Origin of the sequence: Pseudoalteromonas sp. SIMBA_162 (assembly GCF_046535955.1) — a bacterium.
Classification (GTDB): Bacteria; Pseudomonadota; Gammaproteobacteria; order Enterobacterales; family Alteromonadaceae; genus Pseudoalteromonas; species Pseudoalteromonas marina.
Genome location: NZ_JAWJBQ010000021.1, coordinates 36,740 through 50,290 on the forward strand (window position 1 = coordinate 36,740; position 13,551 = coordinate 50,290).

Below are 13,551 nucleotides of genomic sequence, written 5' to 3' on the forward strand. Positions count from 1 at the left end.
CTTTTTTATTGCTATTAAACTTTCGGTTATGGATTGGCTAAATCATCTGCATCACCTAGACCTTGAGTTAGCTCTTCTAGCAATTGTTTAATTTCTTCTGATGCTAAAATGAAGTCAGCATCAAGTTTTACTGCCATATCTTCTTTAGGTATGTCAGCGTTTTCTTCTTTCAGTGTATCTGAATAACTTAGACGTTTAATTGACCCATCATTTTGAAGCATGAATTTAACACGTTCTTGCCAATCAAGTGCAAGCTTAGTAACGCGTTTACCACTTTCAAGATGTGATTTAACTTCATCACATGACAAGTCATGGCCTTTTAATTTAACTTGCGCGCCACTGTCATCAGCTTCTTCAAGCTCAGCGTCAGAACCAATTGCAAAGCCTTCAGGTGTGCTGAAGTTAGTTAGCCAATCGGTTAAAAATACATCAAGGTCATAATTTGCAAATGCAGGCACAACTGGAAGCGTACCTAACGATTTACGTAACAGTGCTAACAGCTCTTCAGCTTTATTAAAGCTTGCACTATTAACCACAACCCAACCGTTTTCCTGGTCAATAAATGCAAATTGTAAGCTCGACTTTTTAAATGCTTGCGGAAGTAGGGTGTGAAGAATATTTTCTTTAAGTTCGTCTTTTTCTTTCTTTTTAACGGGGCGGTTTTCTTCAGCTTCAATTTGATCAACTTTTTCGGCAACTAATTCGTTGATGACTGATGCGGGTAATACTTTTTCTTCGCGTTTAGCGCACACTAAAATACTTTTTTGAGAGAAGTGAGAAAGTGCTTCGCTATGCTTTCCAAATGCTTTCGTCCAGCCAAACGTAGAGAGCTCTTGACCTGTGCAAGGACGAAATAGATCTTGTTCTAATGCTTTATCAAAGTCTTCTTGTGTGTACGAAACATCTTGTTTAAAGCGGTAACAAATAAGGTTACTAAACCACATAGGGGAGATAATCCATCTGAAAAATTTGCTCAATCATAGCAATAAAAGTCGCTCCTCGAAATGACTGATTAACGACTATTTAAATTAGCTTTGATTGAATATAGACAGAGGCTTAGCCATATTTTTAGGAAATTGTATAAAATAGTGCAATCCTTGGCCTGGCTCGCTTGTCGCTTCAATTGAGCCGCTTAATGTCTGTTTAACTAAATTAAACATTATGTGAGTGCCCAAACCACTACCACCTTCATCTCGCTTGGTGGTGAAAAACGGATTGAATAATTTTTCAAGCTGCTCAGCGGTGACTCCGTTGCCGTTGTCTTTGTAGTTAATGGTTAGGTTGGTTTCGTCACTTGTGATGTTAATGTCCATAACACCATTGTCTTTACCTTCAAAACCATGAATAAGCGAATTAACGATGAGATTAGTAAATATTTGGCTTATGGCGCCGGCTGGCAAATTTAATACTAGGTCATCAGGGCATTGTAGATTAATAGTGTGCGATGTTTTTTTCAATTTAGGGTGAAGCGATCGTATTATTTCATTTACATAATCTTTAAAGTTTATGGTACGCACAGCTTCACTGGCTTGGTCTACAGCAATTTGCTTAAAACTTGCAATAAGGTCAGAGGCTCTATCTAAATTTGTTGTGAGCAAGCTTGTGCTTTGTTTGGCTTCGTTAATAAAGTCTTCCAACGCCTTGGGCGAAAGTGTTTTTTCAGCATAGGCACTTTCTAACTTATTTAAACGCTCCTCTAAAAATGATACTGCAGTTACACCGATGCCAATAGGCGTGTTTATGTCGTGTGTAATACCTGCAACGAGGCCGCCTAATGCCGCCATCTTTTCTGTACCAACGAGTCGCTCTTGAGCCAGTTTTAATTCATCAATATAGCGTTGAGATTCTGCTTGTTTGGTGATCAGTTCTTTTTCGGTACTGCGGCGAAGGTCTACCTCATCTGTTAATACTATTTTTTGTTTTTCTAATTCATATTTTTGCTGTTGTAATTCCATCATTGCTTGACTTAAGTTAGACGTTTTACGAGCAACATCCTGTTCTAATTGTATGTTATGTTGGTCTAACTTCTCGTTGCTAATAATTAATTTATTTTGAGTTCGTTCAAGCTCTTTTCTGTACTGAACCACCTTATCGATTAAGTTATTAAAAGAGTGTTCCATTACCTTAAGCTCATTGTGTTCTTCAGTTTCAATTTCGATGTGCTGCCCTTCTAGCTCATCGAGTTGCAGGTTTTCAATTTGTTCGGTGAGCTGATAAAGCGGGTCGGTAAGTAGCTTTCTAAAGGCCATTAAAAATAAAATAATTAAGAATGTAGTCTTAATCATAGCATTACCAATCAAAAAGTAGATTGATACCATTATTCTGCTTAATACAACTTCTCGGCTTGAAAATAACGTAACATCACCGACTTGTGTGGCTCGTCCTGAAAATTCGAATATGAGTGGGAATGTATACCCAAACAAGCCTGATTTAGAGTCTTCTAGCATGGCTTCTTCTTGGACAAGTTGCTGGCTATAGAGTTTATGAATATCTAAAGAGCGACCAAGCTGCGAAATAACTTCACCACTGTCATCACGTACTATGATCCCTTCTATCATGGGGATAGCGAGTAGCCCTTCTGCGGTGGTGATTGTTTGTTTTGTATTAAGCTCCCAAATAGCTCGTGTTAAGCTACGGCTGAAGGTTTTTTGTAAGGTTGCTAATTCATCTTTTATGTAATCTTTAGTGTTTAAATACTCAGCGAGCACCTGTCCGCATGTCACTACAAAGGTAAGCAAAAAATAGACCGATAACACACTGGTCAATAATCTTTTAGAAAGGCTTTTCTGTAGCATGAGAGGTCAACAATTCCTTGAGATATAATTAAGTATTTACACTACTATTTAAAATTTAGTCAATAAATGCTTAAAAACAAATAATAAATGATTTATTTTATGATAAATAAGGGCTGATTTTTGCTTTTGTTTGCCACATACTAACTGCTTAAGAGTGTTTGTATATTATTGATTAACTAGTTTTTGTTTGTTTTTTATACTTTCAAGTAATAATAAACTATCCCTTTTGGCTTGTTAAGTTTATTCAATAATAGATTGTTACAAAATGTGGACAAAAAGCCCAGGTATTATGTTGTAAATATAGGTACTATTGCACTGGGGTATGAGCTTACCAACGACAGCCGCCCTTAACGACATTAATTATGCTTATTTAGTAGTTTTATAATATGAATTTTTCTATTTTAGTGTGTGATGACTCAACAGTTGCACGAAAACAAGTAATCAGATGTTTGCAACAGTGTATAGATGCAGATATTCAGCAAGCTACAAATGGCGCACAAGCTATTGAATTACTAAAAACTAACCGCTTTGATTTGTTATGTTTGGATTTAACTATGCCTGAGATTGACGGCGTTGGCGTTCTTGAATACATAAAAACAAACAAGATTGAGTGTTTTGTACTTGTTATTTCTGCTGATATACAAGAGAAAATGAAATTACGTGTAGCTCAGTTAGGTGCTATCGATTTTATTAATAAACCAATAGATAAAACAAGAATGGACAATATTTTGCATAAATTTGGCATTCACTAGGTTTTTTTATATCGAAAAAGGCTGTTTTATCTTTTAATTTGCACTTGACAGCATAGCCTTTGTTAAGGCAGTCTTACCCCATGAAAACAATTAATCGCGTACTGACCATTATTATTACAACCACCATTCTTTCTGGATAGTGGCATAGGTCGGTGCAACAAATTTAAAGGCCTGTGTTCACTTAGAACACAGGCCTTTTTTCGTTTTATGGGATGAGGAACATAAACAATGCGCGTTTTAAAATTTGGTGGATCATCACTTGCCGACTTTGCCTGCCTTGAGCAGGTAGCTCAATTAGTTAAAGCACAATTAAAAGATGAAATGCTTTTGGTATTATCGGCGCCCGGTGGAATGACCGACTCACTAGTTGCTCTAGCGAGTTCGGCAGAACAAGGCCAAGACTTTAGCTCTTTATGGGAGGCTTTAACGAGTCGTTGTAACGAGCTAAAAGCAGCCGTAGAAAAAGGGTATGGCCCAATTGACCACTGGCCAAATTTTGAAGAACTAAAAAATAAGCTTGATGGTGTATCTTTAATTAAGTGCTGCCCCGATCAAGTGCGTGCGTTTGTTATAAGCTTTGGCGAACGAGTGAGTGTGTCGCTTATGCAGCGCTTATTAAACTCACATAAGGCGGTTTATTTAGAGGCGACAAGTTGCGTTGCATCAACAGGTGGTTTTATTGATGCTGAAGTTGATTTAGTTGCAAGTAAAGCGCATTTTCAAGCGGCATTAAAAGAAAAGCCAGCCACGATTTATATTATGCCCGGTTTTACAGCAAGCAACGATAAAGGCGAGCTTACAACACTGGGGCGCAATGGTTCTGATTACTCAGCGGCTATTGCAGCGGCGTGTTTAGAGGCAGATGTTTGCCAAATTTGGACTGATGTTGATGGTGTTTACAGCGCAGATCCTCGTTATATTAAAAAAGCCACTAAAGTTGACTTTTTGTCATACAAAGAGGCAATGGAACTTTCTTACTTTGGTGCTAAAGTACTTCACCCAAAAACTATTTTGCCTTGTGCCAAAGCGGGCGTGCCGTGTGAAATAAAAAATACGCATAACCCTGATGCCCAAGGGTCGCTAATCGGAAATGACTATTCATCAGACGAGCCTGTAAAAGCAATTTCAAGCCTGCAAGACTTAGCTATGCTGACTGTCTCGGGTCCAGGAATGAAAGGCAAAGTAGGCATGGCCTCTAAAGTTTTTAATGCGCTTGCCCACGATAACGTATCTATTGTGTTGATCACGCAATCGTCGTGTGAATTTAGCATTAGCTTTTGTGTACATGAGAGCGACTTAGCCCTTGCTTTAACGGCTTTACAAACAGCGTTTGAGCTTGAGTCTCAAGCAGGTTTAATTGAGCCTGTTCAAGTACAGCGTAATTTAGCCATAGTAACGCTTGTGGGTGATAACATGCGCGCACATCGTGGTTTAGCCGCTAAGTTTTTTGCATCCCTTTCTCAAGCACAAGTAAACATTGTGGCAATTGCACAGGATTCTACTGAAAGTGCTATTTCAGCTGTGATTGACGGTGAGTTATGTAACGACGCAGTGAAAATATGCCATGAGAACTTTTTCACGCATGTACCTTCAATTGATGTGTTTTTACTAGGGTGTGGCTTAGTAGGGCAAGAACTGATATCTCAATTAGAGCGCCAACAAGCATGGCTTGAAAAGCGTAACATTAAACTTAATTTGTACGGCGTTGCTAACTCTCGTCAGTTGCATCTTGATAGCGAGGGTATCGCCTTTAGTGATTGGCAGCAAAAATTAGCAGTATCAGAGCAGTCATTTGACCTAAAACTCGTTGAGCAATTTGTTAAGCAAAACCATTTAGTTAATCCTGTGCTGGTGGATTGTACATCGTCTGATGCACTTGCAGCGCAATATGTTGACTTTTTAAATGCGGGTTTTCATGTTGTTGCAGCCAATAAAAAGGCAACAACTAGCTCATATACGTATTATCAAGATTTAATTGCTGCTACACAAAAAAATAACCGCAAGTTTTTATACGAGACAAACGTAGGTGCAGGCCTTCCTGTTATCGATAATTTGCAGTCTTTATTTGGTGCAGGAGATGAATTATTAGAATTTAGCGGTATTTTATCGGGCTCATTGTCATACATGTTCGGTGCTTTGCAAGATGGTTTATCACTGTCAGAGGCAACCATTAAAGCAAAAGAAAGTGGTTTTACAGAGCCAGATCCTCGTGATGATTTATCGGGAACTGATGTTGCGCGTAAGTTGTTAATTATTGCACGTGAAGCCGGTATGAAATTAGAGCTAACCGACATTGAAGTAGAGTCGGTATTACCACAAGGGTTTGCCGAAGGAGACAGTATTGATGAGTTTATGGCAAAACTACCTAGCTTAGACACTGACTTTAACGCACGTATTGAGCAAGCGGCAAGTGAAGGAAAAGTTCTTCGTTACGTGGGCACAATTAAAGAAGGCCACTGTAAAGTAGGTATTGAGGCGGTTGATTCATCACATGCGCTTAATGTTATTCGCGATGGTGAAAATGCGCTTGCAATTTTAAGTCAATACTACCAACCACGTCCTTTTGTAATTCGTGGTTACGGCGCTGGCTCTGAAGTAACTGCTGCAGGTGTATTTGCAGACGTTTTAAAAACATTATCGCGCTAGGAGTCGAAAATGATTGAAGTATATGCGCCTGCATCTATTGGTAATTTTGCAGTTGGATTTGATGCGCTAGGTGCTGCTCTTGCGCCAATTGATGGTAGTTTATTGGGGGATGTAGCACTTGTTAGCGCAGCCCCTTGTGATGAGTTTGTTTGTTCAGGCGAATATGCTCATAAATTACCAAGCGATGCGAAAGAAAACTTAGCATATCAGTGTTTAGTGCACTTTAGAGCTCATGTCGCACCAGATATGCCTACGGTAAAGCTAGAGCTTAAAAAAAACCTGCCAATTGGTTCTGGATTAGGATCGAGCGCTTGTTCGGTGGTTGCTACATTTGCAGCGCTTGATAAGTTTGCAAAAACACAGTTAAGTCAAGTACAGCTAATTGAGTTGATGGCAGATTTTGAAGCAGTTGTAAGTGGCGGACGCCATTACGATAATATTACGCCCTGTTATTTGGGCGGTTTGCAGCTAACTGGCGATTTAATTCCTAATAAATCTATAGAACTACCGGTTGATGAAAACTGGTATTACGTTGCGGCGTTTCCAGGCTTTTCGCTTAATACAGCAAAAGCACGTTCTGTTTTGCCAAAAGATCTTAGCATGCATGCAAGCGTTGAGTTTGCGCAGCGTTTATCCTCTTTTAGTAGCTTGTTATTAACAGCACGTTTTGACGATGCATTAAGCATAATGAAAGACGAAATAGCAGAACCTTACCGTGCACCGCTTATTACTGGTTTTAGCGAGGCGAAAGCAAGTTTACCCGCACTTGGAGCTGAGGTAGTTAGTATTTCAGGCGCAGGGCCTACCTTATTTACTGTATGTAAAACACTTGAAGCGGCCGAGCAATGCGCTAAATGGTTAAAAGATAATTATATAAATGAGCAAGGTTTTTGCCATATTTGTAAGTTAGATAACGACGGCACGCGTCAATTAAATGTTTTATAGGATTAGAAGTCATGCAATTACATAATTTAAAAGATAACTCACAAAAAGTGTCGTTTGTTGAAGCAGTAAAAACAGGACTTGGGCGTAACCAAGGTGTGTTTTTTCCTGAATCGTTAGCGCCTATGGCTGATGTTGACTCATTACTTGATATGGATTTTGTTACGCGCAGTAGCAAAATTTTATCCCATTTAATTGGTGATGAGTTGCCAAGTAGTACTGTTGCCGACATGGTTAAAAATGCGTTTAATTTTCCTGTTAAGTTAGTCGAGGTAGAAGAAAATACCTATTGCTTGGAGCTATTTCATGGTCCTACGCTTGCCTTTAAAGATTTTGGTGGGCGCTTTATGGCTGAATGCTTAGCGCAGTTTAACCAAGGTGAAAAAGTGACTATTTTAACAGCAACATCAGGTGATACTGGTGCAGCGGTTGCACATGCATTTTACAATAAACCAAACATTGATGTGGTTATTCTTTATCCCAAAGGAAAAATTTCACTTGCTCAGCAAAAGCTATTTACTACATTAGGTGGCAATATTCATTGTTACGCGGTTGATGGCAGTTTTGACGATTGCCAAGAACTTGTAAAAAAGTCGTTTTTAGATGATGAAGTTAAATCTACACTTGGCTTAAATTCAGCAAATTCGATAAACATAAGCCGCTTAGTCGCTCAGGTATGTTATTACTTTGAAGCGATTGCACAACTGCCAAAAGAAAAGCGTGCAACAGCACATATTTCTGTACCAAGTGGTAACTTTGGTAATGTATGCGCCGCAATGATTGGCGCTGTAATAGGGTTGCCAGTTGAAAAGTTAAGTGCAACAACAAACCAAAACGACACAGTTCCTCGTTTTATACTTGATAAAAATTGGTTGCCTAATGCAACGCTTGAATCGCTTTCAAATGCGATGGACGTGAGTAAGCCGAATAACTGGCCACGTGTGCAAACTATGTTGGACAACAACTGGTTTAGTTACGACAACTTTTACTCAATTAGTGTTGATGAAGAAAATACCCAAACGGTGATGAAAAATATTCATCAAACAGGGTATGTTGCAGAGCCACATACAGCAATTGCCTATCAAGGTTTAGTTAATAACCGAGCACCGGGTGCTGCGGGGATCTTTTTAGCAACTGCACATCCAGCTAAATTTAAAGAAAGTGTAGAAGGTATACTAAATATTGAGCTTGATATGCCAAAGCCATTGAGCGACGCATTGGCTAAACCATGTCTTGCAAGCGACATAAACGCCGATTACGACGCTTTGCGTACAGAAATACTGGCTAAGTTAGCTTAAATATTAAGTAAACACGAAAGCGGCTATGGCCGCTTTTTTGCACATTTTAAACCGTGAAATAGCTTTTTTAATTAACTAATTAAATGTAATAAATAAAAAACATTTAAAATAATTATGTAAGTTATTTAAAAATATCATCTTAAAAAGGGTGTGAAATAGTTTCAATCCCTGATTAAATATCCTCAACTTAAGAACGTAGGCAAAGTGCGGTTTTAAGCGTACAATATAGCCTCTAAAAAATACCATACACGTTGCCCAGGAGCCCCCAATGTTAGAACGTAGCATGAATATTTCGGACTTTGATCCAGAGTTATTTGACGCGATGAGTAAAGAAACATCACGTCAAGAAGAGCATATTGAGTTAATTGCATCTGAAAACTACTGTAGCCCACGCGTACTTGAAGCACAGGGTTCTCAACTTACTAACAAATATGCGGAAGGTTATCCTGGCAAGCGTTACTACGGTGGCTGTGAGCACGTAGACGTGGTTGAACAATTAGCTATTGACCGCGCAAACGAATTGTTTGGTACTGACTACGCAAACGTTCAGCCGCATGCAGGTTCGCAAGCCAATGCCGCTGTTTTCCAAGCCTTATTAAGCCCGCTTGATACAGTACTTGGCATGAGCCTAGCACACGGTGGCCATTTAACTCATGGTTCACACGTAAACTTTTCAGGTAAAACATATAACGCGATTCAGTATGGCCTAAACGAAGAGACTGGCGAAATTGATTACGCACAAGTTGAAGCGTTAGCACTAGAGCACAAGCCAAAAATGATTATCGCAGGTTTTTCTGCTTATTCAGGTATTGTTGATTGGGCTAAGTTTCGCGAAATTGCAGACAAAGTAGATGCTTACTTGTTTGTTGATATGGCGCATGTTGCAGGTTTAATTGCTGCGGGTGTTTACCCAAGCCCAGTACCATTTGCACATGTTGTTACTACTACAACGCATAAAACATTAGCGGGCCCTCGTGGCGGTTTAATTATTTCTGCATGTGGTGACGAAGCAATTTACAAAAAGCTTAACAGTGCTGTATTCCCTGGTGGCCAAGGTGGTCCTTTATGTCATGTTATTGCTGCAAAAGCAGTGGCATTCAAAGAAGCTTTACAACCAGAGTTTAAAGAATACCAAACACAAGTTGTTAAAAATGCGCAAGCAATGGTTAGCGTATTACAAGAGCGTGGCTACAAAGTTGTTTCTGGTAAAACAGACAATCACTTGTTTTTACTTGATTTAATCGATAAAGATATTACGGGTAAAGATGCTGATGCAGCATTAGGTAATGCGAACATTACGGTTAACAAAAACTCAGTTCCAAATGATCCGCGTTCTCCATTTGTAACGTCTGGCTTACGTATTGGTTCTCCTGCAATCACGCGCCGTGGTTTCAAAGAGGCTGAATCTAAAGAGCTTGCTGGCTGGATCTGTGATGTACTAGACAACATTGCTGATGAGTCTGTTCAAGCACAAGTAAAAGAAAAAGTGAAAGCAATTTGTGCAAAACTACCTGTTTACGCTTAATAAAGTAAAACGGTAATTTAGATCACATAAGCAATCATGCTATTATAAAAGCCGCTTTTTAGCGGCTTTTTTGTTTTTAAAACGGATACCTTTAGTTATGCATTGCCCATTTTGTACAGCAAAAGACACCAAAGTTATAGATTCCCGCCTTGTTGGCGGTGGCCATCAGGTTCGCCGCCGTCGTGAATGTAACGATTGCCATGAACGTTTCACCACGTTTGAAGGGGCAGAGCTGGTTATGCCGCGTGTTGTAAAACAAGACGGCAGTCGCGAACCATTTAATGAAGATAAGTTACTAAATGGTTTAAATCGTGCACTTGAGAAGCGTCCCGTCAGTACAGAACAAGTTGATGAAGTAGTCAATATAATAAAGTCGCAATTACGTGCAACGGGTGAGCGAGAAATTTCAAGCCATTTGGTGGGTGAATGCATTATGGAAGCGCTTAAAAAGTTAGATAAAGTCGCTTATGTAAGGTTTGCGTCAGTATATCGCTCGTTTGAGGATATACGAGAGTTTGGCGAAGAAATTGCCCGTTTAGGGGAATAAGCATGAGCAGCCAATCAGCATTTACCGAGCACGATAAGCTATATATGGCGCGTGCTATTGAGCTTGCTAAAAAAGGTCGATTTACCACAACGCCTAATCCTAATGTTGGCTGTGTACTTGTAAAAGATAATCAAATAATAGGTGAAGGGTTTCATCAATTGGCAGGGCAAGGACATGCAGAGGTAAATGCACTTGCTGTAGCCGGCGAAAAAGCACAGGGTGCAACTGCCTATGTAACACTTGAGCCTTGTAGCCATTACGGGCGCACGCCACCCTGTGCTGAAGGACTTAAGGCCGCTGGTATTAAAAAGGTGATTGCTGCCATGGTTGATACCAACCCGCAAGTGGCAGGTAAAGGCCTTAAAATACTGAGTGACGCCGGAATAGAAGTCGCTTATGGACTGCTTGAACAACAGGCTCGCGCATTAAACTTTGGCTTTTTTAAGCGTATGGAGCAAGGGCTTCCTTACGTAACCTGTAAATTAGCAGCCAGTATAGACGGAAAAACAGCGCTAAAAAACGGAAAAAGTAAGTGGATCACAGGCCCTGCTGCACGAAAAGATGTGCAGCTATACCGCGCTCAAAGCTGTGCCATTTTAACGGGGGCCGATACGGTTCTTGTTGATAATGCAAAACTTAATGTTCGAGCAAGTGAGTTACCGTATTCATTACCAACCAACTTACCGCTACGTCAGCCGGTGCGTGTTATAATAGACTCGCAAAACAGATTAACACCTGACCTTGCGCTATTTAAAATAGCGCACCCGGTAATTATATTTACTACCAAGGTTGATAATTCAATGCAGTGGCCGCATTTTGTTAAGCACATAGCGGTGCGCGAGCAACAGGGTAAGGTTGATTTAACCGATGTATTACAAACACTAGCAAAGCATCAGTTTAATAATATATGGCTGGAAGCTGGGGCAACCCTTGCGGGGAAAATGACCGAGCTTGATTTAATTGACGAGTATGTTTTTTATATCGCACCAAAACTGATGGGCTATGATGCTAAAAGTTTAGTAAACTTCCCTGAATTGACGAGTATGCAAGATACTATCGATTTATCTTTTAATGAGTGTGTTCGCATTGGTGACGATTTACGTATCAACGCGTTAAAAAAGCACGCATTAAAATCATTTAACAAAGAAGAGTAGCGCTATGTTTACTGGGATAATAGAAGCCACAGGCAAAATTGCTTTATTACAAAAAAAACAAGGCGATTTAGCCATTCGTATTCAAAGCGCCGACCTTGATATGAGTGACGTAAAGCTGGGTGACAGTATTGCAACAAATGGCGTGTGTTTAACGGTAGTTGATAAACATGTTGATGGTTTTAGCGCTGATTTATCTAACGAAACAATTCATTTAACTGGTTTTGCACATTATTCAATAGGGCAAACAGTTAACCTTGAAAAAGCGATGCAACCGGTTTCGCGTTTAGGTGGGCATTTAGTGTCTGGCCATGTTGATGGTATTGCAACAATAACGGCGATTACAGCTAATGCAAGAGCTACTGAATATTGGCTGACAACCGATGAAAGTTTAATGAAATACATACCGTACAAAGGGTCGGTATGTATTGATGGTATAAGCCTGACAGTTAACGCTGTTGAAGGTAATAAATTTAAATTAACAATTGTGCCGCACACCAGCGGTCAAACAACGATTGCCGACTTTAAAGTAGGCACTCAAGTTAATTTAGAAGTCGATCAAATTGCACGTTATTTAGAGCGTCTTATCAAAGGCGCAGAGCAGCCAACCGGCGCAGATATATCAATGAGCTTACTCGCAAAAGCGGGCTTTATTAAATAACGAAACTGACAACTTACACGAGCGAATTTATGAATTTACACAGCGCACAAGAAATTATAGATGACATTAAAGCCGGTAAAATGGTTATTTTAATGGACGATGAAGATAGAGAAAATGAAGGTGATCTAATCATTGCTGCGGAACATATTAGCGCAGAAGCAATTAACTTTATGGCTACTCATGGCCGTGGTTTAATTTGTTTAACGATGACACAAGAGCGTTGTGAGCAACTAGACTTGCCTTTAATGGTTAAAAATAATGGCGCTGCGTTTTCAACTAACTTTACTATGTCGATAGAAGCATCAAAAGGCGTAACCACAGGTATATCAGCAGCAGATAGAGCACGCACGGTACAAGCAGCTATCGCTAAAGGTGCTGTTCCTAGCGATATTGTACAGCCGGGTCATATTTTTCCGATTATGGCACAGCCAGGTGGTGTATTAACACGTGCAGGTCATACAGAAGCTGGTTGTGATTTAGCGCGTTTAGCAGGGCTTGAAGCGTCTTCTGTTATTGTTGAAATTTTAAACGCTGATGGCACCATGGCACGCCGCCCTGATTTAGAAGTTTTTGCTAAAGAGCACGACATTAAAATTGGCACAATTGCTGATTTAATTGAATACCGCAATTTAAACGAAACCACAATCGAAAAAGTGGCTAAGTGTAAACTGCCAACAGAGCATGGTGAATTTGACTTAGTCACGTACAAAGACACGATTGACGGTCAGTTACACTACGTACTACTCAAGGGTGAAATTAAAGCGCAAGAACCAACCTTGGTGCGTGTGCATTTACAAAGTACATTTAACGATATTTTACTTTCGGATAGAAGCGCAGACAGAAGCTGGGGCTTATCGGATGCAATGGCATACATAGCTAAAAATGACGGTGTGCTAGTCATTTTAGGTAAACAAGAAAGTACTGAAGAGCTTGAAGCAACAGTTAAAGCATTTGCTGCTGCAGACGCTGGTGAAAATGTTACACCGCGTAAATTTCAAGGTACTTCTCGTACTGTTGGTGTAGGCTCACAAATTCTTGCAGATTTAGGAATTGAGCAAATGCGATTAATGAGTCGCCCTAAAAAATACCATGCACTTTCGGGCTTTCATTTAGAAGTTATTGATTACATTGAGCCACAATAGGCAAACGCTTAAACTAGGCTATTTTATTATTATTATGGTATGATGCGCAGCAATTTTGCGCAATCGCAACCGCTTGAACTTATTTTTAGGGT

General features: G+C 39.8%; 11 protein-coding genes. 9 read left to right on the plus strand and 2 right to left on the minus strand.

The features are described from left to right. Positions 1–26: 26 nt before the first annotated feature. Together rdgC and R0J88_RS15095 are read right to left on the minus strand one after the other, a co-directional pair. On the minus strand, positions 27–944 hold the full coding sequence (rdgC, locus tag R0J88_RS15090; RefSeq protein ID WP_006794279.1) for a recombination-associated protein RdgC: 918 nt from the start codon (positions 942–944) through the stop codon (positions 27–29). Between the two features lie 84 nt (positions 945–1,028). After that, the gene (locus tag R0J88_RS15095) at positions 1,029–2,795 is read right to left on the minus strand and encodes an ATP-binding protein (RefSeq protein ID WP_410900313.1); all 1,767 of its coding nucleotides are present in this window, start codon (positions 2,793–2,795) and stop codon (positions 1,029–1,031) included. A gap of 386 nt (positions 2,796–3,181) precedes the next feature. Between R0J88_RS15095 and R0J88_RS15100 the strand changes: the two genes are divergently transcribed. The 9 genes from R0J88_RS15100 to ribBA all read left to right on the plus strand — a co-directional run bounded on the left by R0J88_RS15100 (position 3,182) and on the right by ribBA (position 13,459). Beyond that, positions 3,182–3,547, plus strand: a complete 366-nt coding sequence (locus R0J88_RS15100) for a response regulator (RefSeq protein ID WP_006794277.1) — start codon at positions 3,182–3,184, stop codon at positions 3,545–3,547. A gap of 228 nt (positions 3,548–3,775) precedes the next feature. Continuing rightward, the gene (gene thrA / locus R0J88_RS15105) at positions 3,776–6,193 is read left to right on the plus strand and encodes a bifunctional aspartate kinase/homoserine dehydrogenase I (RefSeq protein ID WP_410900314.1); all 2,418 of its coding nucleotides are present in this window, start codon (positions 3,776–3,778) and stop codon (positions 6,191–6,193) included. Between the two features lie 9 nt (positions 6,194–6,202). Next, on the plus strand, positions 6,203–7,138 hold the full coding sequence (thrB, locus tag R0J88_RS15110; RefSeq protein ID WP_008132165.1) for a homoserine kinase: 936 nt from the start codon (positions 6,203–6,205) through the stop codon (positions 7,136–7,138). A gap of 11 nt (positions 7,139–7,149) precedes the next feature. Next, positions 7,150–8,433 (plus strand): threonine synthase, encoded by a 1,284-nt coding sequence (gene thrC, locus R0J88_RS15115; RefSeq protein ID WP_410900316.1) that lies wholly within the window; start codon positions 7,150–7,152, stop codon positions 8,431–8,433. Between the two features lie 268 nt (positions 8,434–8,701). Beyond that, positions 8,702–9,958, plus strand: a complete 1,257-nt coding sequence (glyA, locus tag R0J88_RS15120) for a serine hydroxymethyltransferase (protein ID WP_006794273.1) — start codon at positions 8,702–8,704, stop codon at positions 9,956–9,958. A gap of 97 nt (positions 9,959–10,055) precedes the next feature. Continuing rightward, positions 10,056–10,505, plus strand: a complete 450-nt coding sequence (gene nrdR, locus R0J88_RS15125) for a transcriptional regulator NrdR (RefSeq protein WP_006794272.1) — start codon at positions 10,056–10,058, stop codon at positions 10,503–10,505. Positions 10,506–10,507: 2 nt separating this feature from the next. Then, positions 10,508–11,659, plus strand: a complete 1,152-nt coding sequence (gene ribD / locus R0J88_RS15130; protein ID WP_410900317.1) for a bifunctional diaminohydroxyphosphoribosylaminopyrimidine deaminase/5-amino-6-(5-phosphoribosylamino)uracil reductase RibD — start codon at positions 10,508–10,510, stop codon at positions 11,657–11,659. Positions 11,660–11,663: 4 nt separating this feature from the next. Further along, positions 11,664–12,317 (plus strand): riboflavin synthase, encoded by a 654-nt coding sequence (locus R0J88_RS15135; protein WP_006794270.1) that lies wholly within the window; start codon positions 11,664–11,666, stop codon positions 12,315–12,317. A gap of 29 nt (positions 12,318–12,346) precedes the next feature. Then, positions 12,347–13,459 (plus strand): bifunctional 3,4-dihydroxy-2-butanone-4-phosphate synthase/GTP cyclohydrolase II, encoded by a 1,113-nt coding sequence (gene ribBA, locus R0J88_RS15140; protein WP_006794269.1) that lies wholly within the window; start codon positions 12,347–12,349, stop codon positions 13,457–13,459. Positions 13,460–13,551: the final 92 nt, after the last annotated feature.